Source organism: Shewanella sp. AC91-MNA-CIBAN-0169 (assembly GCF_040310165.1).
In the GTDB taxonomy this organism is placed as follows: Bacteria; Pseudomonadota; Gammaproteobacteria; order Enterobacterales; family Shewanellaceae; genus Shewanella.
In genome coordinates this window covers 531403-554030 of the sequence record NZ_JBEOPM010000001.1, presented here as the reverse complement: position 1 = coordinate 554030, position 22628 = coordinate 531403, and the positions used below count along the sequence as shown (strand labels likewise).

Below are 22628 nucleotides of genomic sequence, written 5' to 3'. Positions count from 1 at the left end.
AGGACGGGGCGATATTATAGCAAAGCCACCTCGTTTCGACAAACTTAAACGCGCTAATTTTAGCTTAATTTATGTTTTCGTGTTGTTTTACTACATTCCAGTAGTGGTCTAATTCTTCCAGGCTATGCTGTTGTATCGGTTTACCACTATTGTCTACACATTGCTCAACCCCTCTAAATCTACGTTCAAATTTATAATTGGCTTGACGTAATGCTTGTTCAGGATCAACGTTTAAATGACGGGCAAGGTTGACTACAGCAAACAATAAATCGCCCATTTCATCAACAATTCTCGGTTGATAAAATTCAGGATCTTGATGTCGTAGATTAACTTCTACCAGTACTTCATCTATTTCTTCATGTATTTTGGCGACAACAGGCTCAAGCTCGGCCCAATCAAAGCCGACTTTAGCCACTCGATGTTGAATTTTTCGTGCTCTAGATAACGCGGGTAATGCATGAGGGATATCATCTAACGCTGAGTGCAGTTGTTTTTGCTGACGTTCATTGGCTTTTAACACATCCCACGCTTGGCTTAAATCGCGTGTATTGGTGATGGCACCAACAACGTTGTTTTCTGACTGAGCAAATACATGTGGGTGACGGCGAATGAGCTTATCGCTAATTCGCGCCACTACCGTCGAAAAATCGAACTTACCTTGCTCTTGCCCTAATTGGCAATAAAACACTATCTGAAACAATAAGTCGCCCAGTTCATCAGGTAACTCTTCCCATGCTTGTCGCTCAATAGTATCAACAACCTCATAAGCTTCTTCTAAGGTAAAGGGCACAATACTGGCAAAATCTTGCGCTTGATCCCAAGGACAACCAGACTCGGGGTTGCGCAATTGCTGCATGATGGTCAGTAACGATTGAATATCTGCCACAGAAACGGTCCTCTATTGTAAAGATAAAATCTAATGAAAAAGGCACCTAACAAGTAGATGCCTTCAAGATAAGTCCATGATGTTAATTACGTTATAATCGACGCGACTCAATCACACCATCAACAAGCGACAGTTTACCGAGAATCCGTGATAAGCCATCTAAATTATACAATTCAAGTTCAAGCTCTACGGTGGCCGTTTGGCTTTTAACATCAGAAGATGAACTCATGGCCATAACATTGGATTTCTCTGCCGCTAGCACTGTGGTTAAATCTCGTAATAAGCCACTGCGATCATGGGCAAGTACTCTAACGCGAATACGATAACCACCAGAGTAGTTTTCACCCCAAATCACATCGACACTGCGTTCTGGGTGGGCACGCATTAATTCTTTCACTTGCTCGCAATCACTACGGTGCACAGAAATACCCCGTCCCATAGTAATATAACCAAAAATTTCATCGCCGGGAACGGGTTGGCAACAACGCGCAATGTGGCTCATTAAATTACCCACACCATTAACTTCGACTTGGCCTTTACTCGACTTTTTAGGCTTATGCGACGCTTTCTTTATAATGTCTTCAAGTAAGTTTTCGTCAGTGTCTTCTACTTTGCGAATTTTGGTATCGGTAAAATTAACCACTTGATTTAAGCGTAAATCGCCGCCACCGATAGCCGCCAGCATGTCATCCATAGAGTTTAAATTAAAGCGCTCTACCGCCACTGCCGCATCTTTAACTTTAAGACCCACTCGGGCTAATTCAGACTCAAGCATTTCTTTACCCGCGGCAATATTTTTATCGCGGTCTTGTTGCTTAAACCAATGTTGAATTTTTGAACGCGAACGTGACGACTTGATATAACCTAAATTAAGATTGAGCCAGTCACGTTTTGGATTGGGTGTTTTTGACGTGATAATTTCAATGCGCTCACCCGTTTCAACTTGGTACGTGAATGGCACAATGCGGCCGTCGACTTTTGCACCAATACACTTATGACCCACTTGAGAGTGAATATAATAAGCAAAGTCGAGTACGGTAGAACCTAAAGGTAAGTCAACGACTTCGCCACTTGGGGTAAATACATAGACTCGGTCTTCAAATACTTGGCTACGGACTTCGTCAACCAAATTACCACTTTCAGCGACATCTTCTTGCCACTGTAAAATTTTACGCAACCAGTTAATTTTTTCTTCGTAACCCGTTTGTTTGGTATTGCTGGCACCTTCTTTGTATTTCCAGTGCGCGGCAACCCCAAGTTCAGAATCTTGATGCATCGCCTCGGTACGAATTTGAATTTCTACGGTTTTGCCTTCAGGACCAACAACTACGGTATGAATAGATTGATAGCCGTTCGGTTTTGGATTTGCAACGTAATCGTCAAACTCACGCGGAATGTGGTGCCAAAGGTCATGCACAACCCCTAACGCGCCATAGCAATCTTGTAATCTTTCGGTGACAATACGGACAGCTCGGACGTCAAAAAGCTCATCAAACTTGAGATCTTTGCCCTTCATTTTTCGCCAAATACTGTAAATGTGCTTAGGGCGGCCGTACACTTTGGCGCGAATATCATCGCTATCTAAACGCTGCTGCAATTGGGTGACAAACTTGTCGATAAACACTTCGCGATCGACACGTTTACCATCAAGCTGTTTGGCAATGTCTTTGTAAACAGTTGGATGCAAGTAGCGAAAAGAAATATCTTCAAGCTCCCACTTTAATTGACCAATGCCTAAGCGATTTGCTAATGGCGCATAAATATCAGCAATTTCTCGTGCTAATAATACCCGAGTTTCTTCATCGGCGTTTTTTACCGCACGCAGTAAGCATACACGTTCGGCTAATTTGATCACTACGGCACGAACATCTTCAACCATGGCCAATAACATTTTTCGGATGTTATCTATTTGAGGTTCGGCATCGCGCGAATTTTGACTGACTTTTAATGCGCCAATGGCATTCATGGTCACAACGCTGGCAACTAACCTTGCAAGGTTTTCACCGTATTGCTCTAGGATTTGTTCGTCATTGAGAACGCCAGCATCGAATAGCAAAAATAATACTGCGGCTTGTAGCGTTTCGATGTCCATATTCAGCGGCGCTAAGATTTCGATCATTTCGCGAGCACGCGCAAGCAGCTCAGTATGGGCCAGTTTGTTTTTAACCGGTAAGGCCTCAACTTGCTGGATCAATACCAATAACTTCTGAGCATCATCTTTGTCGTCGAGATAACGAGCGACCCACTCATCTAATTGGAATACTTGCGTATTAAAATGTGCTTCGCGAACAGATACCATGAACCCTTCCTTAGCCGCATGACCGACTGACATCCAACCATATGCACATGGCATAGTGTGCATATATGGTGTTAACACCAACTGAACAACCTATCTTGAAGCGCAATATTATTTTGTCAATTCAATAGCGTTCAGTTGGCCAATTTTTTAGCATACCTATCGTAAGCGGCTAAAAAATCGTTGTTTAAATATTTAATTCAAATAACACCATGGCTTCAATATGATGCGTCTGCGGAAACATATCGACTAATCCTACTTGGGCAATTCGATATCCACTGGCTAATAATACACTACTGTCACGCGCTAAACTTGCCGGATTACATGAAATATACACCACTTTTTTAGGTTGCATTTTCTGTAACCATTGTAAACTTTCAAAAGCACCTGCTCGAGCAGGGTCCAGCAACAGTTTATCAATTTTGCCTAACCATGTTTGTGTCGATAGATCAGCACTTAAATCCGCATGATAGAAAGTCACATTATCCAATTGGTTGTCGACAGCGTTTTGCTTGGCTTGTTGCACCATTTCAGGCACACCTTCAACACCAATGACTTCTGCTGCCTTTAATGCCAACGGTAAACTGAAATTACCCACACCGCAGAATAGGTCTAAAATACGCTCACCTGGTTGAGGGTCTAACCATTGGATGGCTTGATCGACCATGGCCTGATTAATAGCACCATTAACTTGGACAAAATTACCAGGAGTGAATGAACAACGAACAGCCTCCTGTGCAAGATGATAATAAGGTAACGCGACAGCTTCATCACCCGCGGCATCAACAACAGGCAGCAAGGGGAACAATTGGGTTAATTGACCAGCATCATCTTGCAATAATAAGTTAAGCTGGTGTTTTTCGGCAAAACCCGTTAACCAGCGAATATCGGAAGCCGGTAATACTTTAGTCACTCTTATTACCGCAAAATTACCGTTATCAGCTTGGGTGAGTTCAACGTGCCCTAAACTGGCCTTAGCTTTAAGTTGATTTAAATTAGCCGCTAATGGAGTAATCAAAGCAGACAATGACTCAGATAACACTGGGCACTGCTGAATGGAAACAATTTTATTGCTATTTCCGGCGCGAAACCCAAGTTGTAACCGCTGAGTATTTTTATCAAATAATGTGGCCAATCTTGCGCGTCGGCGATAATGCCAGGCCTCACCCACTATAGGGTCAGCGATAATATCAGCATCAATGGCTTTAGCACTCGACAGCTTGCTGATTAAATCAACCAAGGCAGTTTGCTTATGCTCGCGTTGCGCATTAGTGTCCATGTGCTGCAAATCACAACCGCCACATTGTTGATAATGTGGGCAATGAGGTTTGATTCGATTAGCCGATGCAGACTCAATAGTGATGAGCTTGGCTTTAGCGTAGCTTTTCTTTTGTTCGACAAATTGCACCGTAGCCGTCTCTCCCGGTAACACTCCCGGAATAAACACTATTTTGCCTTGATGTTGCGCTATGCCTGCACCTAAATGGTCAAGTTGAGTGACACTGAGGCTTAACTTTGCTGATAATTGCTTAGATTTGTTCGGTTTTGCTTGGAAAAATTGTGCCATTTCGGCCTCAGGTATTGAATAAAAAACTAGTCAAGAGTGCGCCATATCTGGCAGTCTAGACGGAATAACAGCGATTTAGTAACAGGGATATACCTAACAGCCATGAAAAGTGCCAACAATATGACCAAATACAGCCTACGCTCTTGGGTTCTGGTACTTGCGTTAGCGCCCACTATTGTAGTGGGTATTCTACTTGGAAGTTATTTCACGATAAACCGCTTTTATGAATTGGAACAAACCTTAATTGAAAAAGGCAGCAACATTGTTGAGCCATTAGCCATTGCCAGTGAATTTGGTATTATCACTCAAGACCGTGAATCAACTAAACTTTTACTCGCCGCCTCGCAGATAAACAATGCATCGCTAATCTTATCTATTGCTGTTTTTGATGCCGAAAACCAACTCTTTGTCACTTCGCACTACCACAAAGATTTTGAAACGATGCGTTACAAACAAACGCTGGCAAACTTAATCGGTACAGAACATGAAACGATTGGCGATACCTTAGTCATTCGTGTGCCAATAATATCCCATACTGGGTTAGAACAAAAACATGTTGCCAGTATAAATCGTCAAAGTAACAGCGACATCGATAATAATGCCTCTACCAATGGTGTCGTTGCGCCAATTTACAATAATCAACAAGAGCGAATATTAGGCTACATATCAGTATTACTAAATAAAGAGAACGCCTTGCTCGAACAACATCGAGCGGCTATAGCGGCGTTTATTATCGTATTAATCGGCGTGCAATTTAACCTATTTTTTACCTTCCGCTTAGTCAAACACGTGAACTACCCCATTACCGAAATGGTGCGAGTGGTAGCCAAAATTCGTGAAGGTAAACTCGACACTCGCCTAGAAGGCAACTTGATTGGTGAACTGGATCTGCTCAAACGAGGGATCAACGCAATGGCAAGTTCATTGTCAGAATATCACGATGAAATGCAGCAAAATATTGATCAAGCAACCTCTGATTTACGCGAAACCCTCGAGCAGATTGAAATTCAAAACGTTGAGCTCGATATTGCCAAAAAACGCGCGCTTGAAGCGAGTCGGATAAAATCAGAATTCTTAGCCAACATGTCGCACGAGTTACGTACACCACTCAATGGTGTCATCGGATTTGCAAGACAGTTATTAAAAACACCTCTGCATACTAGCCAGCTCGACTACATAAAAACCATTGAACGCAGCGCCAGTAACCTACTCGGTATTATTAACGATATTCTCGACTTCTCTAAACTTGAAGCCGGTAAAATGATATTAGAAAAAATGCCTTTTGCACTGCGAGAAACGCTAACTGAAACCCTGACTATTATTGCCGGTAGTGCACAAGAGAAAGGCCTAGAACTGGTTATCGACATTGATGCTAATGTGCCAGAAAGTGTCAGTGGCGACGCGATGAGAGTCAGCCAGATTATTACTAACTTAGTCGGTAATGCTATTAAATTTACCGACAAAGGCAGTGTCATACTTAAAATACACTTAGTGGGTCAGGACGAAGATAACATTACCCTGCGCTGCGAAGTTATTGATACTGGTATTGGTATTGATGAGAGTCAGCAAGAATATTTATTCCAAGCATTTGGTCAAGCCGACTCATCCATTTCACGTCGCTTTGGAGGCACAGGATTGGGCTTAGTGATTACTAAACGCTTAATCAACCAGATGGGTGGCCAGATAGGCTTTACCTCTGCCCCCAATAAAGGCTCAAATTTCTGGTTTATTCTGCCACTTGGGATCAGTCAATTTGAAATTGGCGAAGTGTTGCCGGTTGATGCATTGCAACATAAATCAGTCTTATTATATGAACCACGGGAATTAACCCGCGATACATTAAATCGCCGCTTAGTGTCGTGGCAATTAATTATCACTAATGTGGCCAATCCAGAAAATCTCACCTCCGTGTTACAAACTAAAAACAGCAAATTTGATTACATCATCATGAGCTGCCATGGTTTTGCCGACAATGCGTCTTTTATCCATTTATTACAGCAAGCCAAACAACATACCGACTGTCTGATTTTATTACATGACTGTCTAGACCAAGACATGATAATCAATGTGCTAAAAGTCAACGCAGATGTATTGCTCAGCACCCCAGTGAGCGATTTTACCCTAGCGCATCATTTAATATATCCACCAGTACCTTCTACTTTTGTCAGTTTACCTGAGCAAATAAATCTTGATGTAACACAACGCCTCAATGCATCAGTATTAGCCGTTGACGACAACATGGCCAATCTAAAGTTAATTGATACTTTGCTCAAAGAACTAGTCGACAATGTGGTGACCGTTAATAATGGCGCGGATGCGATTCAACAAGCTAAAAAACAAGCATTTGATCTAATCTTCATGGATATTCAAATGCCAGGAACCGACGGCATAACCGCAACCCAGCAAATACGTTCAGAATCACTCAACCGTAATACGCCGATTATTGCAGTAACGGCACATGCTATAGCAGAAGAGCGTGAGAATATTTTAGCTAGCGGTATGGATGGTTTCCTACCTAAACCGATTGATGAATTATCACTAAAAAGCGTTATCAGCCGCTGGATAATTAAACCTCAATTTACCCATTTTGATACTCATGTTCTCAATTGGGATTTATGCTTAACCCAAGCAAACCAGAAAACCGATTTAGCCTTAGACATGTTAAAGATGTTAGTTAATTCATTACCTGAAACAACCGCAACTATCGATAAAGCATTAATAGCCAGAGATGCAGAGACACTGTTGCAGGCAGTGCATAAACTGCATGGTGCAACATGTTATTGCGGTGTACCGACAACACAAAAGCTCTGCCGGGATATTGAGTCAGCATTAAAGCATAAAATTGACATCGATGACCTAGAACCTGAAATACTAGAGTTACTTGATGAGTTAACTAAGGTAGAATCAGCTGCAAATCAAGTGATAAACCAGCTATCAGTGGATGTTCCCAATGACCAGTAAAACCGGTTTTTTTAAACGCCTAAAGGCATTGTCGTTACCTCAGAAGCAACTTTTTGCACTCGCACTGTGTCAAAGAATGCTCCCAAACTATCAATTATTTTCTGAAGTATGTGAATTTGGCCAACCGCAGGTATTAAGTACTGCGCTAGAGTTATTATGGCAAAGCCAATATGACAAAAAGCTTAAGTTCAATATTGATGTGCATTTACAGCGCCTCGATGAAAACACCCCTGATCCTAGCGAGTTTGAAGCCTATGGTGCTTATCCCGCCATGGATGCGGCTGTAGCCATTGCCACCTTAATGGGTGCGATAGATGGAAAAATTGAAGAAGATATTACTAACATCAGTAAGTTATCATCAAGTACTGTCGCCAATTATATTGAAGCTATTAGCGATGAGTCATTAATGGATGAAGAACTCGATGAGTTTGTTTTTTCTCACCCAGTAATGGAACAAGAAAAAGAATTACAAGGCATGTTACTGGACATTGTCGAAGCTAATCCAGACATAACCAGCGAACTGGTTAAAGGTTTACGTAAAGATATTATCGAAGCCGGTGTGTCTAATATTGGTATTAGCCTGTAGCAAAAACTTGTAGCACGGATCGGTTACTGCCAATAAACGTCATTTAGCCTGAAATTATTCAGGCTTTTTATTAGGTGTCGCGCCATGAGAAGAATTTTTTATCAAGGTTTCACTTTCAGTAACGCCAATGGTAAAACTGATAACTGGACGCTAGTGATTGGCAATCAAGTACGAGTGGGTTCGTTATTTGAGTTAAGACGGCAAGTGCATTTTTTTTCTGAACTTGGAATATTACCTCCACCGAAAATATCAAAAGCGAATTTAGCCTTAAAATCTGACAAATAATCACTCGTTTAACTTTAGCCTAATTGCATCCGCCTACCGAAAAGCAGTAAAGTGACCTTATTATCATTTTGCTAAGGAATTGCGAGGGATGTCCAGTATTCTTACCCCGCTAATCGCTGTATTTATTATTATGCTGCTCGGCAGTATTGTTCAAAAAATGCGTCTGTTGCCAGCAGACACCGATTTGATCCTCAATCAGTTTGTTTATTACATTGCTTTCCCCGCTATATTACTGATTGTGCTAGCTGAAACGCGCATTGAAGACATTATTCAATGGGGCTTTATCGGTGGGTTTAGTCTGGCGATGATCATCACTTATGCTTTAGTGATTGTTGTATCACTAATTCGCACACCTAAAAAACAAGCAGTTGCCGCCATGCGCGCATTAAATGCTACGTTTGGTAATACCGCATTTATTGGCATTCCATTGCTGAGTTTATTATTCCCAGGTCATAAAATGGCATTAGTCGCTGCAGCGATTGCCAGCTTGTTGTCGGTGTTCATGTTTGCTTTTGCTTTAGTATCAATTGAGCTAGCCAGCCGTGATAAACAATCAACCGACCATGCCATCGTCATCATGGCTAATGCCCTGTATAAAAACCCAATCGTGGTTGGCAGTGTTATTGGCATCGGTTTATCAGCACTGCATATTACCTTACCGGATAGTTTGGCCTTAATGCTACATCAGGTGGGAAATACCTCTAGCCCATGTGCACTGTTTGCTATAGGAATGGTACTTGCCAAAGCATTACGACATCAATCTGGCACAAAAATGTTCAGTGTTGGTTTGATTGCGGAACTGAATTTAATCAATTTACTCAAGCTAATTATTCAACCTTTAATTGCCTTTGGTTTACTCAAACTGTTCGGCGTAGAAAAGGAATTACTGACCATGGGAGTCATTTTGGCAGCGTTACCGACAGCAGCAAGTGTGTACCTTTTGGCCGACCGCTACCAAATTAACGCCAATGTCAGCGCCCAAGGTATTTTATATGGCACATTAATCACTTTTATCAGTTTGCCGATAATAGAAACACTTTTAAAATCCATTGCTTAATGATCAATCAAATCTAGATGATAAAATAGTCAGCGATAATTATTCCTCAACCACTTTACTGTATATAAAATCAGTATATACTGTTTATCAATACAGTGGTTTGGTAGTTTCATTGACAGGAATTTATTATGCTTTGCCAACTCAGCATCAACAATTTTGCTATCGTGCGTTTTTTAGAGCTCGACTTTAAAGCCGGTATGACAAGCATCACCGGCGAAACAGGTGCAGGCAAATCGATTGCTATCGATGCGCTTGGGTTATGCCTTGGTAATCGAAGTGATGCCAGCACTGTCAGGCCTGGAGCCTCCAAAACCGAAGTGAGTGCAAGGTTTACCCTTCATGATGTACCTTTAGCCAAACGCTGGCTTGAAGATAGCGATCTTGATGCTGAAGATGAGTGCATATTACGTCGAACTATTAACAGTGATGGCCGCTCAAGAGCCTACATTAATGGTAATCCTGTGCCCGTGACGCAATTAAAAGCCATCGGTCACCTATTGATTGGTATTCACGGCCAACATGCTCATCACGCAATGCTTAAAAGCGAGCATCAATTAAACCTACTCGACCACTATGCCAACCACAAAATACTGCTCGATAGCGTTAGCGCTAGCTATCAACGCTGCAAACAAGTGGAAAACGAGCTAAAGCATCTTGAACAAGCTCAGCACGAACGTATTTCGCGTCAACAGCTACTGCAATATCAAGTAGAAGAGCTTAATGAGTTCAACTTAGGCTTGGAAGAATTTGATGAAATAGAACAAGAACACAAACGCTTAGCCAATGGCACAGATTTAATTGAACGTTGCCAAGCAGGTTTGCATTTATTGACCGAAAGTGATGAAGGCAATATAGAATCTCTGCTTAATAAAGTGGCCAGTATTGCTGATACGCTTCAAGGATATGATGAATCCCTTGCTCCTATCAGCACTATGATCAGCGATGCGTTAATTCAAGTACAAGAAAGCGCTAGCGAAATTGAAAGTTATTTAAGCAGTTTAGAGCTTGATCCAGAACATTTTGCCTATTTAGAAAAACGTCTTTCAACGGCAATGCAATTGGCGCGCAAACATCATGTGAGTGCTGATAAGCTGGCGCTACATCATCAAGCATTGATGAGTGAATTAGCCGAACTTGCTGACGACGAAACTAAATTAGATGGTATAAGACAACAACTTGAAGCCACCAGAAATGCCTACTTAACCAATGCACAAAAACTGAGTCAAAGTCGTAGCCGTTATGCTAAAGAATTGGACAAGCTAGTCACCCAGTCTATCCATGAGCTCAATATGCCTAAGGGTAAATTTACTATTCAGATTAATCATAATCCGGACAACATTTCAGTTAATGGCTGCGATAGCATTGAATTTATGGTGACCACAAACCCTGGGCAACCATTACAACCGATTTCTAAAGTTGCCTCTGGCGGTGAGTTATCGCGTATTGGATTAGGGATTCAAGTGATCACGGCTAAAAAAGTCGCCACTCCGACACTGATATTTGATGAAGTTGATGTGGGTATTTCTGGACCAACAGCATCGGTAGTCGGTCGTATGTTACGCAGCCTTGGCGAATCAACTCAAGTATTGTGTGTCACCCATTTGCCGCAAGTTGCAGGTAATGGTCATCAACATATGTTTGTGAATAAATTTAATAAAGGTGGCAACACCGAAACGACCATGCAGACGTTGGATAAAGATCAACGGGTGAATGAACTTGCGCGCTTATTAGGTGGTGATGTCATTACCGAAAATACCTTGGCGAATGCCCGTGAGTTGTTGCAATAATCGTTATGCACTTATAAAAAGCAAATCAATATGTTAACGTAAAGTTAAAATAGATTTACGGATAAATCATAATGATGAAAGTAATAAAGGGCTTGGGTATTTTTGTCGGGCTAATATGTAGCTTACTGGTATTTACCGTTGTCTGTTTAGTGGCCATTAATGCAACAGACAGAACAAAGTCACCTAACACTCTTTTAGTTGAAAACTGGCTAAAACAGCAACCTATCGACCCTAGCGAAAATGGCTATAAGTATGCAATTACTATCGTAGGCACAATAGGAGACGATAAAACAAATGATAAAAAACCATTAATCAGCTTCAGCGAGCAAGAAGTTGAGTTAACTGACAACTTTAAAACGGCTTGTTATCAAACGGATTTGATAATATGCAGTCAATTTATTAGCGATAATAACGATAGTATTAGAAATGTCATTGGCGCTCATAAAGCTAATATACAACAATATAATACATTATTAGATATGCCTTATTGGCAAGAAGAACCACAGTCTTTAACCCCAAACAATCAAGCTCATTGGGGTCTGCTTTTTAAGTTAAGAGATGTTCGTCAGCTTGCTGCGATAATAAGTATAGAGACATCTGACAACAAACTTGACCAACAAGCTACAGTGGCATTTTTAAACAAAGATGCACATTTTTGGAATATGGTTTATCACTCATCTCGCTCAACACTCAATCATATGATTGCCGTTAACATGATCAAATATCAGCTTAATTTAGCTAGCACCTTAGCTAAAACCACTGATGCAGCTGTTGCAACCAAAGTCACAACTTGGCAAACATCTTTCGAATTAACTGATAGTGATTTTGAACGGATATTTTCTGGAGAATGGCTTTTTGCCCATAACGTTACAGAACAAATGTTAATTGAAGTGCTGTCTGATAGCGCGGCTTTTTATGAGAAATGGTTAGCCTATGCGTTGCTTCAGCCAACAGACAGTGACAATCTCATGGCTGAGTATATTGTCAGCTTAGTAAAGGAACCAGTTTCAACGACTTCGATGCACACGCTCAAAGAACCAAATTATTGTGCTAACGACAATTATTTTCAGCAATTATGGATGTTACGCTACAATCCGATTGGTAAACTATTTAATTGCACTGTTTATGGAACAGATTACAAACAACGTTTAACCAATATGAATACAGAGTTAGAGCAATTGCGGACCAATCTACTTACCGCAAAATCATCCTAGTAAGTAGCTGCAACTGATTTAGTATGAGTATTATCGACAAAAAAGAGCACAAATGTGCTCTTTTTATGTATTAGGTACGATTTATAAGTGCATTTATAATTCTTTGCTAATCGTTGATTATGATCAGTTACTTATAATCAGGTATTGATAATCAGGTATTGATAATCAGTTATAGATAATCAGGTATTAATAATCAGTTATAGATAATCAGGTATTGATAATCAGTTATAGATAATCAGGTATTGATAATCAGTTATAGATAATCAGTTATAGATAATCAGTTATAGATAATAGACCGCAAGCTGCACACCGATTAACGAGAAGATTCCCGCCAATACATCATCAATCATAATCCCAAAACCGCCATGCACTTTGGCATCGAGCCAGCGAATAGGCCATGGTTTGACGATATCAAAAAAGCGAAATAGTACAAAACCAAGTGCTAACCACATAAAACCTAAAGGCGCTGCAATCATGGTGATCATCAACCCAACCACTTCATCCCACACAATAGCACCATGATCATGTACGCCCATATCTTTAGCTGCTTTGCCACAAATATAAAAGCCAGCGAGCATGCAAATACAGGTAATGGTCAGGTAATTAGTTAAGCTTAACTGTTGCATGAGTAACACTATGGGCACCGCGGCTAAGGTACCAAAGGTACCCGGTGCTTTTGCCGCTTTACCGCTGCCAAAGCCTAATGCCAAAAAGTGAATTGGATGGGCTAAAGACAGCTTTTTTACGAATTTATCTTGGGTTAATAATCTCATAGTACTTCAATTAAAAATGCACAAAGCCACGTGAAATCGGGTTAAATTCCAACCCATTTTCGACTAGTTTTAATTTATCACCTGCACAGATTTGACCAATTTTTACAAATTTGACACCAGCATGAATTAACGCGGTATCAATTGCGCCGCGTTGTGATTCTGGAACCGTAAACAATAACTCGTAGTCTTCACCACCCGTGAGTGCATAGCTTAATGCATCTTCATGACTAAGATTGGCTTTAATTGAGTTTGATAACGGAATTAGATTCACATCGATGATGGCGCCCACTTTCGATGCCGTTAATATATGTCCAATATCAGACATTAAGCCATCAGATAAATCGATAGCACTGGTGGCAAGTGTACGCAGAGCTTGGCCAGCTAAAACACGAGGCGTTGGATAATAATGACGATTAATCAGATATTCTTTATCTTCAGTGTTAACCGTTTTAACGCCTCTGAGGATATCAAGACCTAAAGCTGAGTCACCTAAAGTACCGGTGACATAGACCCAATCACCAATTTTTGCACCATCACGAGTTAATGCAGTACCTTTAGGAACTTGGCCATTAATCGTAATACTGATACTGCGAGGTCCACGGGTAGTATCACCACCAATTAAGGCAATACCATAATATTCTGCAATCTCGAACAGGCCTTCACTAAAATGTGCTAACCAAGGCTGGTCAACATTGGGGAGCGTCAGTGCTAAGGTAAACCAGGCTGGTTCTGCTCCCATGGCGGCGAGGTCAGAAAGGTTAACCGCTAACGATTTATAACCTAAAGCATGAGCAGGAATGCTTGCTAAAAAGTGGACATTTTCAACGAGGGTATCACAAGAAATCGCTATCGATTTATTGTCTGCAGGATTCACTAACGCACAGTCATCGCCGATGCTTAACTCTACATCGCGCCTTTTTAGGCCTTTATTGCGGAAGTAATGTTCAATGAGTTGGAATTCTTTCACATTCAGTCTGGTACGGTAAACCGTCCACCTCAATTTTGAAACAATTAATAACAAATGAAAACGGTATCCGAAGATACCGTTCTGGTGTTACTTATGCTTCACTAACTTATCAAGCAAGCCGTTGACAAATTTGTGACTATCTTCAGCACCAAACGCTTTCGCTAACTCGATACCTTCGTTAATCGCCACTTTAAACGGCACATCTTTACGGAAGGTCAACTCATAAGTTGCCAGACGCACAATGGCTTTTTCTACTGGTGACACTTCTTCAAAATTACGATCAAGATGCGGCTTTAACAGCTCATCAATTTGCGATGTTTTTGATGCTACACCAGTTAACAACTCACGAAAATAAGCGACATCAACACCGTCAGTGTTCTGTTCAGTTAAAAACTCATGTTCTACGTCAGCAACTTTGTTTTTACTTAACTGCCATGAATAAATGGCTTGAACGGCTAAACGGCGGGCCTTACGGCGCTCTGAAGGTTTCATACTTTTCCTACTATTACAGCTGTTGTTCTAGTTGTTGCAGTACATTAACCATTTCAAGCAAACTAAGGGCTGCTTCGCCACCTTTGTTGCCTGCTTTAGTACCCGAGCGCTCAATAGCTTGCTCAATGGTATCAGTAGTTAATACACCGAATGAAACAGGAAGATCATACTCTAATGCAACTTGTGCAAGACCTTTGTTACATTCACCAGCAACAAATTCAAAATGAGGTGTACCGCCACGAATGACAGCACCTAATGCAATGATACCGTCAAACTTTCCACTTGCTGCAACACGTTTTGCTGCAAGCGGTAATTCAACTGCACCAGGTACGCGAACAACAGTAATGTTGTCGTCACTGACCTGGCCGAAACGCTTTAATGTGTCTATTGCACCATCAAGCAGACTTTCAACTAAAAAGCTATTGAATCGCGATATTACGATCGCCACTTTGGCATTTTTCGCTTCGATATTACCTTGAACTACGTTCATTCTATCTTACCTAAATTAGCTAAAGCACCCGGCTCGGGGCAAAAAGAGGCGTTATGATATCACAGCCAAAAGCCCTGAGCGCTATGCAATTAATGAATTTGTTAAATTTACCATAAGCCAAAATTATTCAGCTATATAATCAGTCACTTCTAAACCAAAACCAGACAGTGAATGATAACGTTTTGGCGAACTGAGTAAACGCATAGTGCTGACACCTAAACTCGACAGAATTTGTGAGCCTACGCCAACACGACGAGATGTTCCTTGCCACATTGCTGGCGCAGGAGATTGACCATTATCTTCAGCTTCAAAGGCTTTTACTTTGGCCAATAAATTACTTGTATGTTCATCATTACCCAGTAGTACTAAAACGCCACCTTCGGAAGCAATCCGCTCCATGGCTTTTTCTAATGGCCAACTGCGCTTTTGATCACGTTCAGAATGCAGCAAATCATTAAAGGTGTTTTGCAAATGCACACGCACCAAACAATTCGGTTTTACTTCATCTTTAACCAGGGCGTAGTGTAATTGATTATCGATAGTGTCTCTAAACGTCACCATAGTAAATTCACCAAAACGAGTGGGTAATTTACACTGAGCTTCACGTACAACGGTAGTTTCATTAGTGTTACGGTATTCGATTAAATCGGCAATAGTACCGATTTTAATCCCATGTTTTTCACTGAATATTTCTAAGTCTGGACAGCGCGCCATGGTGCCATCTTCGTTTAAAATCTCAACAATGACGCCTGAAGGTTCACAGCCAGCTAAGCGCGCTAAATCGCAACCCGCTTCAGTGTGGCCAGCGCGGGTTAATACTCCGCCCTCTTGTGCCATCAACGGAAAAATATGTCCAGGTTGCACTAAATCAGAGGCTTTGGCGTCTTTGGCAACGGCAGCTTGTACGGTCACTGCACGGTCATGAGCAGAAATACCTGTTGTGACTCCGGTCGCCGCTTCAATTGATACGGTAAAATTAGTCGAGAACTGGGCATTATTATTGGTAACCATTAAAGGCAAATTAAGCTGCTGACAACGCTCTTTGGTCATTGTTTGGCAAATTAATCCACGGCCATAGGTTGCCATGAAATTGATTGCTGCTGGCGTCACTTTATCAGCGGCCATGATCAAATCACCTTCATTCTCTCTGTCTTCATCATCCATCAAGATAACCATCTTACCTTGACGAATATCTTCAATGATTTCTTCTATGCTATGTAGCGCCATTGTCAGACCTTTATTTAGTAAGTGTTTGATTTAAACCTTAGGCATTAAATCTATTGGTATTGCATATTATGTATAGGGTACAAATGGTATTTTACTGTCGCGATTAACGTAAAAAACCTGATTTAGCGAGTAACTCCATGGTCACGCCCGATGAAGGCTGCACATGGTTAGTTTCCGGTTGCATTAAACGTTCTAAATAACGCGCGATTAAATCGACCTCGATATTGACACTATCACCTACTTTTAAATCCACCAGCGTGGTTTCACCTGCAGTGTGAGGTACAATCGTTAATCTAAAACGAGCACCATCAACTTCATTAACAGTCAGGCTTACACCATCGATGGTGATCGAGCCTTTGTGAGCAATATAGCGACTTAATTGGGCCGGTACTGATAACCAAAACTCTAGTGATTTACCTCTGTAAGCGCATTGCTCAACTTTGGCAATGCCGTCGACGTGTCCACTTACCATGTGTCCACCTAATCGAGTGGTTGCCGTAACCGCTTTCTCAAGATTAACCTTTTGACCGACCTGATAACGACTAAAGCCAGTTAAGTCAACGGTTTCAGCTGATATATCAGCAACGTAACCATCACCTAAACGCTCAACAACGGTCAAACACACGCCATTGGTTGCTATACTGTCACCTAGCTTTACATCCGTTAAATCCAGCTTACCGCTGGCAACTGTTAAGCGGATATCGTTACCTTTGCGATCAATTTTACGTAATGTGCCAAGGGCTTCGATTATTCCTGTAAACATAATACTCACTTTTTTCAGTTAAACTTTGCTGTTGTTCAGGTTTTGGACTGAACAACACGCACATTAATAGGGTTGATTATATCTGAGGATATAACGCTTATCTTGTCCAACGTTGCGTTCATCAATTAATTGCAGTGCCGGCGTTTGTTCCATTGTACTGTAATTAGGTAACTGCAACATATTACGTCCGTGGCTACCTAATAGTTTAGGCGCCTGGTAAAGCACAATATCATCAACGAGCCCTTGGGCGACAAATGCTCCGGCTAAGGTAGCACCGGCTTCAACTAAAACAGAATTAGTATGCTGACCTAAATATGTTAGCAAAGCTAACAATGGGATTCTGCCTGACGAGTCACACGTTAACTGAAGAAATGATACGTGATCTGGAAATGCAGCTTTGGTACTTTCGGGATAATTACAGCCAGAAACCAGTAAAATAGGACTTTGAATTGAAAATAATTGTTGTGTTGCTGTTAATCTTGCGCGACTGTCGAGCACAACCCTTAGAGGTTGGAAGATTTCATCTTTTGTATGGCGAGTGGTTAACTCACCTAACGCCTCATAGCGCACATTAAGGCTTGGGTCATCGACAAGAATGGTTTCAACACCAGTGATTAGCGCACAATGGCTAGCGCGGTATTTTTGCACATCAGCTCTTGCTGCACTGCCAGTAATCCACTTCGACACGCCATTAGACAGAGCCGTCTTACCATCTAAACTGGCTGCTATCTTTACCGTTATCCAAGGAAGTCCTGTTTTCATCCGCTTCATAAAACCCAGATTAAGGTCATAGGCTTGTTCGCTGAGCAATCCAACATCAACGTTAATACCAGCCTCACGTAACAGGGTTATACCGCGACCAGACACTTGTGGATTTGCATCGGTCACCGATACCACAACTCTGGCAACTTTGGCATTAATTAAGCCTAAAGCACAAGGTGGTGTGCGGCCATAATGACTGCAAGGTTCAAGAGTGACATACGCCGTGGCACCTTCAGCAGACAAGCCATTATCATGCACCATTTTCAGCGCATTAACTTCGGCATGCCCTTGGCCAGCACGTTGATGATAACCCTCACCAATAATCTTATTCTGATAAACAATGACACAACCGACACAAGGATTTGGCCGAGTGGTATAACGGCCTTTCTCGGCAAGCGCGATGGCACGGCTCATCATTTGGGTGTCAAAGGTGGACCAGTTAGACATGGGAGATAATCTCTTATTGCTTAAATGCCATTAAAACCATTAAAACAGATATTATTAAGCAGCATTACTTTTGCAATTTAGCAATGGCTTCACCAAATTGGGATACATCTTCAAATGCGCGATAAACCGATGCAAAGCGGATATATGCCACTTTATCAAGGCTCATCAACTGTTCCATCATCAGATTACCAATCATTTCAGAATTCACCTCACGCTCACCTGTCGCGCGCAGTGTTGATTTGATTTTAGTCAATGCTTGTTCAATTTCATCAATTGAGACCGGGCGTTTTTCGACCGCACGTAGCATGCCGCCACGCAATTTTTCTTCATCGAATGGTTGTCGAGTGCCGTCACGTTTGATGACTCTAGGCATGACTAATTCTGCGCCTTCAAACGTGGTGAAACGTTCATGACATTCGGTACATTCCCGGCGGCGACGTACTTGGTGACCATCAGCCACTAATCGAGAATCTATAACTTTGGTATCGGTCGCGCTACAAAAAGGGCAATGCATTGAACCTCCTGCAGAAAAAAACAAAATGGCCGCTAACAATTAGCGGCCATTAAAGTTTATCCTATTTGTTGAGCAAGGTTAACCTAAACCTTTTCAACAGGCATCAAGTGACGATTAACCGTATACAGGGAATCGGGCACATAATGCCAACACTAGACCTTTGACTCGTTCAGCCACTTCGGCGTTAGATGCATCATCAAGAATGTCACAAATCCAACCGGTCAATTCTTTCGCTTCTGCTTCTTTAAAACCACGACGAGTAATTGCTGGCGTTCCAATACGAACACCAGAGGTGACAAACGGTGAACGTGGATCATCAGGTACTGAGTTTTTGTTGACGGTAATGTTGGCATTGCCCAATGCAGCATCTGCTTCTTTACCAGTTAAATCACGACCAATTAAATCAACCAACATTAAATGGTTTTCTGTACCGCCAGAAACAATTTTGTAACCGCGAGCTAAAAATACTTCAACCATAGCTTTAGCGTTTTTAACCACTTGCTGTTGATATACTTTAAACTCTGGCTCTAATGCCTCTTTAAATGCAACCGCTTTACCTGCGATTACATGCATTAAAGGGCCACCTTGGCCACCAGGGAATACCGCTGAGTTCAACTTTTTATACAACACTTCATCATCGGCAGCAGAAATAATAATCCCGCCACGTGGACCCGCTAATGTTTTATGAGTTGTTGAGGTAACCACATGTGCATGTGGGACAGGGGTTGGATAAACATCTGCAGCCACTAAGCCTGCAACGTGAGCCATATCAACAAGCAAATAAGCACCAACTTTATCAGCAATCTCACGCATTTTAGCCCAATCGACTATGCCTGAAAATGCCGAAAAACCGCCGATCATCATCTTAGGCTTGTGCTCAATGGCTAAACGTTCCATTTCGTCATAATCAATTTTGCCAGCTTCATCGATACCGTAAGGAATGATGTTGTAAAGCTTGCCTGAAAAATTCACTGGTGAACCATGGGTCAAATGACCACCATGAGCAAGGTTCATCCCTAAAACAGTATCACCCGGTTGTAACAACGCCATAAACACTGCGCTGTTTGCTTGTGAGCCTGAATGAGGCTGTACGTTGGCATAAGTTGCACCAAATAATTCTTTTGCGCGTTCAATAGCCAATGTTTCAACAACATCAACGTATTCGCACCCACCATAATAACGCTTGCCTGGATAACCTTCAGCATACTTGTTAGTTAACTGAGAACCTTGCGCTTCCATCACACGTGGACTGGTATAGTTTTCAGATGCAATCAATTCAATGTGTTCTTCTTGACGACAAGTTTCATCTTCAATGGCTTTAAATAATTCTGGATCATAATCCGCAATATTCATCGCTTTCTTCAACATGGTAGCTCCAACATCATTATCTATATAGTAGGGTTGCGCGGTATTCTACTCTGCAACGATAATGATTTACAGTACAAACAACATGAAATTCACTGTGTTCTGAATACAAAACGATTCATGTTGATAACACCAAGCTAGTAGATTGTTTAGCGAATTGAGTCTAAAAAGCACGCTAGATAAAATCACACAATTGCCTGTTGAGTTCAGCACATAATACAGTAGAATTATCACCATCTTTGTTGACAATTAGACAGTATAATTATGGCTCAATTTGTATATAGCATGCTTCGTGTGGGTAAAATTGTCCCACCCAAAAAGCAAATATTAAAAGACATTTCATTAAGCTTCTTTCCTGGCGCTAAGATTGGTGTGCTCGGGTTAAACGGTTCAGGTAAATCAACATTGCTGCGCATCATGGCGGGAATAGATACCGAAATTGAAGGTGAAGCACGCCCAATGCCTGGGTTAAAAATTGGCTACTTACCGCAGGAGCCGCGCTTAAACGAACAACAAACTGTGCGCGAAGCCGTCGAAGAAGCCCTAAGCGAAGCTAAAAATGCACTAATACGCTTAGACGAGGTCTATTCTGCTTATGCTGAGCCCGATGCAGACTTCGACGCACTTGCAAAAGAGCAAGGCGAATTAGAAGCCATCATCCAATCTCAAGATGCGCATAATCTTGATCATATTCTTGAACGTGCAGCTAACGCATTACGTCTGCCCGATTGGGATGAGAAAATTGCCGTACTCTCTGGTGGTGAACGACGCCGAGTGGCCATTTGTCGTTTATTGCTTGAAAAACCAGAAATGCTATTACTCGACGAACCAACCAACCATTTGGATGCCGAGTCCGTGGCATGGTTAGAACACTTTTTACAAGAATATAACGGCACCGTGGTGGCGATTACCCACGATCGTTACTTCTTAGATAATGCTGCTGGCTGGATTTTAGAACTCGACCGCGGTGAAGGTATTCCATGGGAAGGTAACTATTCATCTTGGCTTGAACAAAAAGATGCGCGCTTGTCCCAAGAATCGTCCACAGAAAGCGCCCGCCAAAAAACCATTGCTAAAGAATTAGAGTGGGTACGCCAAGGTGCTAAAGGTCGTCAATCAAAAGGTAAAGCCCGTATGGCTCGCTTTGAAGAATTGAACACCAACGATTACCAAAAGCGTAACGAGACCAATGAACTGTTTATTCCACCAGGGCCTCGTTTAGGCGACAAAGTCATTGAAGTGACTAATTTAACCAAGTCATATGGTGACCGCGTACTGATTGATGATTTGACATTCACGGTTCCTAAGGGCGCTATCGTCGGCATTATTGGTGCTAACGGTGCGGGTAAGTCAACCTTATTCAAAATGATCTCAGGCGAGGAACAACCAGACAGTGGCTCTATTTCTGTCGGTGATTCGGTTCAAATTGCGTCGGTTGATCAGTTCCGTGATTCGATGAATGACAAAAACACCGTGTGGCAAGAAATTTCAGGCGGCCAAGATATTATGCGCATCAACAACACTGAAATTTCTAGCCGTGCTTACGTAGGCCGCTTTAACTTCCGTGGTGGCGATCAGCAGAAAATAATTGGTTCATTATCGGGTGGTGAGCGCAACCGAGTTCACTTAGCTAAATTATTACAAGCCGGTGGCAACGTATTATTACTCGACGAACCCACCAACGACTTGGACGTTGAAACTTTACGAGCGTTAGAGGAAGCGTTATTAGAGTTCCCTGGTTGTGCAATGGTTATTTCCCATGACCGTTGGTTCCTTGACCGTATTGCGACCCATATTTTGGATTACCGTGATGAAGGTAAAGTGAGCTTCTATGAAGGTAACTATACTGAGTACTCAACTTGGTTAAAAGCCACCTTAGGCACCGATGTAGTAGAACCGCATCGATTAAAATACAAGCGTTTAAATAAATAATTCGTCTGCAATAAAGTGTTGAATAATAAAGCAGAGCCTCAGCGCTCTGCTTTATTATATTAGCCATTATTTAAAAGATTATTACAAAACTAACGATCGAAATCTCGACAAGTGTCAAAAATTTGTCAATTTATTGTGAGCAATGCACCACAATCTGTTTGTAAAGCCAAAATAACTTCAGTATTATAAATTATTAACGGATTATTTTACTCTTTGCTGATTACACTCAGCGCAATACAGAGTGTCGATGGTTCCAG

Annotated in this window: 19 protein-coding genes; 7 read left to right on the top strand and 12 right to left on the bottom strand. The window is 41.7% G+C overall.

What is annotated here, in order from left to right:
- Positions 1-64: 64 nt before the first annotated feature.
- From mazG to rlmD, 3 genes are all read right to left on the bottom strand, one after another.
- On the bottom strand, positions 65-886 hold the full coding sequence (gene mazG, locus AAEY98_RS02335; RefSeq protein WP_351014757.1) for a nucleoside triphosphate pyrophosphohydrolase: 822 nt from the start codon (positions 884-886) through the stop codon (positions 65-67).
- A gap of 91 nt (positions 887-977) precedes the next feature.
- Entirely contained in the window at positions 978-3185 is a 2208-nt protein-coding gene (gene relA, locus AAEY98_RS02330) for a GTP diphosphokinase (protein WP_101085641.1), read from the bottom strand.
- Between the two features lie 184 nt (positions 3186-3369).
- Positions 3370-4749, bottom strand: a complete 1380-nt coding sequence (rlmD, locus tag AAEY98_RS02325) for a 23S rRNA (uracil(1939)-C(5))-methyltransferase RlmD (protein ID WP_351014755.1) — start codon at positions 4747-4749, stop codon at positions 3370-3372.
- Between the two features lie 102 nt (positions 4750-4851).
- Here rlmD and barA point away from each other — a divergent pair, with 102 nt between their 5' ends.
- The 6 genes from barA (at position 4852) to AAEY98_RS02295 (ending at position 12639) form a co-directional block, all read left to right on the top strand.
- The gene (gene barA, locus AAEY98_RS02320) at positions 4852-7710 is read left to right on the top strand and encodes a two-component sensor histidine kinase BarA (protein WP_162022550.1); all 2859 of its coding nucleotides are present in this window, start codon (positions 4852-4854) and stop codon (positions 7708-7710) included.
- Positions 7700-8296: a YjaG family protein gene (locus tag AAEY98_RS02315; protein WP_101085646.1), complete on the top strand. Its 597-nt coding sequence runs from the start codon at positions 7700-7702 to the stop codon at positions 8294-8296. The genes barA and AAEY98_RS02315 overlap by 11 nt, the downstream gene beginning before the upstream one ends.
- An 84-nt stretch (positions 8297-8380) precedes the next feature.
- Complete coding sequence (locus tag AAEY98_RS02310) at positions 8381-8581, top strand: DUF3319 domain-containing protein (RefSeq protein WP_192114441.1); 201 nt, start codon at positions 8381-8383, stop codon at positions 8579-8581.
- Positions 8582-8669: 88 nt separating this feature from the next.
- On the top strand, positions 8670-9638 hold the full coding sequence (locus tag AAEY98_RS02305; RefSeq protein WP_101085650.1) for an AEC family transporter: 969 nt from the start codon (positions 8670-8672) through the stop codon (positions 9636-9638).
- A gap of 128 nt (positions 9639-9766) precedes the next feature.
- Complete coding sequence (gene recN, locus AAEY98_RS02300) at positions 9767-11425, top strand: DNA repair protein RecN (protein ID WP_351014753.1); 1659 nt, start codon at positions 9767-9769, stop codon at positions 11423-11425.
- A gap of 71 nt (positions 11426-11496) precedes the next feature.
- On the top strand, positions 11497-12639 hold the full coding sequence (locus AAEY98_RS02295) for a hypothetical protein (RefSeq protein WP_351014751.1): 1143 nt from the start codon (positions 11497-11499) through the stop codon (positions 12637-12639).
- Positions 12640-12920: 281 nt separating this feature from the next.
- Here AAEY98_RS02295 and AAEY98_RS02290 read toward each other — a convergent pair whose 3' ends face one another.
- The 9 genes from AAEY98_RS02290 to glyA form a co-directional block, all read right to left on the bottom strand.
- Positions 12921-13412 (bottom strand): phosphatidylglycerophosphatase A family protein, encoded by a 492-nt coding sequence (locus AAEY98_RS02290; protein WP_350977719.1) that lies wholly within the window; start codon positions 13410-13412, stop codon positions 12921-12923.
- Between the two features lie 10 nt (positions 13413-13422).
- Complete coding sequence (gene thiL, locus AAEY98_RS02285) at positions 13423-14379, bottom strand: thiamine-phosphate kinase (protein WP_101085660.1); 957 nt, start codon at positions 14377-14379, stop codon at positions 13423-13425.
- Between the two features lie 87 nt (positions 14380-14466).
- A complete protein-coding gene (gene nusB, locus AAEY98_RS02280) occupies positions 14467-14871 on the bottom strand; it encodes a transcription antitermination factor NusB (protein WP_101085664.1) in 405 nt (134 codons plus the stop codon).
- Between the two features lie 13 nt (positions 14872-14884).
- Entirely contained in the window at positions 14885-15361 is a 477-nt protein-coding gene (gene ribH / locus AAEY98_RS02275; RefSeq protein ID WP_011636512.1) for a 6,7-dimethyl-8-ribityllumazine synthase, read from the bottom strand.
- Positions 15362-15484: 123 nt separating this feature from the next.
- Positions 15485-16588 carry a bifunctional 3,4-dihydroxy-2-butanone-4-phosphate synthase/GTP cyclohydrolase II gene (ribBA, locus tag AAEY98_RS02270; RefSeq protein WP_101085667.1) on the bottom strand — a complete coding sequence of 368 codons (1104 nt, stop codon included), beginning with the start codon at positions 16586-16588 and terminating at the stop codon, positions 15485-15487.
- Between the two features lie 103 nt (positions 16589-16691).
- Complete coding sequence (locus tag AAEY98_RS02265; protein ID WP_101085669.1) at positions 16692-17351, bottom strand: riboflavin synthase; 660 nt, start codon at positions 17349-17351, stop codon at positions 16692-16694.
- Positions 17352-17414: 63 nt separating this feature from the next.
- Positions 17415-18560 carry a bifunctional diaminohydroxyphosphoribosylaminopyrimidine deaminase/5-amino-6-(5-phosphoribosylamino)uracil reductase RibD gene (gene ribD, locus AAEY98_RS02260; protein ID WP_101085671.1) on the bottom strand — a complete coding sequence of 382 codons (1146 nt, stop codon included), beginning with the start codon at positions 18558-18560 and terminating at the stop codon, positions 17415-17417.
- Positions 18561-18624: 64 nt separating this feature from the next.
- Positions 18625-19074: a transcriptional regulator NrdR gene (gene nrdR / locus AAEY98_RS02255; RefSeq protein ID WP_011636508.1), complete on the bottom strand. Its 450-nt coding sequence runs from the start codon at positions 19072-19074 to the stop codon at positions 18625-18627.
- Between the two features lie 114 nt (positions 19075-19188).
- On the bottom strand, positions 19189-20442 hold the full coding sequence (gene glyA / locus AAEY98_RS02250) for a serine hydroxymethyltransferase (protein WP_351014749.1): 1254 nt from the start codon (positions 20440-20442) through the stop codon (positions 19189-19191).
- Positions 20443-20703: 261 nt separating this feature from the next.
- On the opposite strand from glyA, the gene ettA reads away from it, so the two are divergent.
- A complete protein-coding gene (ettA, locus tag AAEY98_RS02245) occupies positions 20704-22371 on the top strand; it encodes an energy-dependent translational throttle protein EttA (RefSeq protein WP_011636506.1) in 1668 nt (555 codons plus the stop codon).
- Positions 22372-22628: the final 257 nt, after the last annotated feature.

What these genes read in the sequence shown, in the direction of transcription:
- AAEY98_RS02295 (WP_351014751.1), top strand. Translation starts at nt 11,497, where the DNA reads ATGATGAAAGTAATAAAGGGCTTGGGTATTTTTGTCGGGCTAATATGT.
- ribBA (WP_101085667.1), bottom strand. Translation starts at nt 16,588, where the DNA reads ATGGCGCTACATAGCATAGAAGAAATCATTGAAGATATTCGTCAAGGT.
- barA (WP_162022550.1), top strand. Translation starts at nt 4,852, where the DNA reads ATGAAAAGTGCCAACAATATGACCAAATACAGCCTACGCTCTTGGGTT.
- AAEY98_RS02290 (WP_350977719.1), bottom strand. Translation starts at nt 13,412, where the DNA reads ATGAGATTATTAACCCAAGATAAATTCGTAAAAAAGCTGTCTTTAGCC.
- ettA (WP_011636506.1), top strand. Translation starts at nt 20,704, where the DNA reads ATGGCTCAATTTGTATATAGCATGCTTCGTGTGGGTAAAATTGTCCCA.
- recN (WP_351014753.1), top strand. Translation starts at nt 9,767, where the DNA reads ATGCTTTGCCAACTCAGCATCAACAATTTTGCTATCGTGCGTTTTTTA.
- AAEY98_RS02310 (WP_192114441.1), top strand. Translation starts at nt 8,381, where the DNA reads ATGAGAAGAATTTTTTATCAAGGTTTCACTTTCAGTAACGCCAATGGT.
- relA (WP_101085641.1), bottom strand. Translation starts at nt 3,185, where the DNA reads ATGGTATCTGTTCGCGAAGCACATTTTAATACGCAAGTATTCCAATTA.
- ribH (WP_011636512.1), bottom strand. Translation starts at nt 15,361, where the DNA reads ATGAACGTAGTTCAAGGTAATATCGAAGCGAAAAATGCCAAAGTGGCG.
- AAEY98_RS02265 (WP_101085669.1), bottom strand. Translation starts at nt 17,351, where the DNA reads ATGTTTACAGGAATAATCGAAGCCCTTGGCACATTACGTAAAATTGAT.
- nusB (WP_101085664.1), bottom strand. Translation starts at nt 14,871, where the DNA reads ATGAAACCTTCAGAGCGCCGTAAGGCCCGCCGTTTAGCCGTTCAAGCC.
- rlmD (WP_351014755.1), bottom strand. Translation starts at nt 4,749, where the DNA reads ATGGCACAATTTTTCCAAGCAAAACCGAACAAATCTAAGCAATTATCA.
- nrdR (WP_011636508.1), bottom strand. Translation starts at nt 19,074, where the DNA reads ATGCATTGCCCTTTTTGTAGCGCGACCGATACCAAAGTTATAGATTCT.
- AAEY98_RS02305 (WP_101085650.1), top strand. Translation starts at nt 8,670, where the DNA reads ATGTCCAGTATTCTTACCCCGCTAATCGCTGTATTTATTATTATGCTG.
- ribD (WP_101085671.1), bottom strand. Translation starts at nt 18,560, where the DNA reads ATGTCTAACTGGTCCACCTTTGACACCCAAATGATGAGCCGTGCCATC.
- glyA (WP_351014749.1), bottom strand. Translation starts at nt 20,442, where the DNA reads ATGTTGAAGAAAGCGATGAATATTGCGGATTATGATCCAGAATTATTT.
- AAEY98_RS02315 (WP_101085646.1), top strand. Translation starts at nt 7,700, where the DNA reads ATGACCAGTAAAACCGGTTTTTTTAAACGCCTAAAGGCATTGTCGTTA.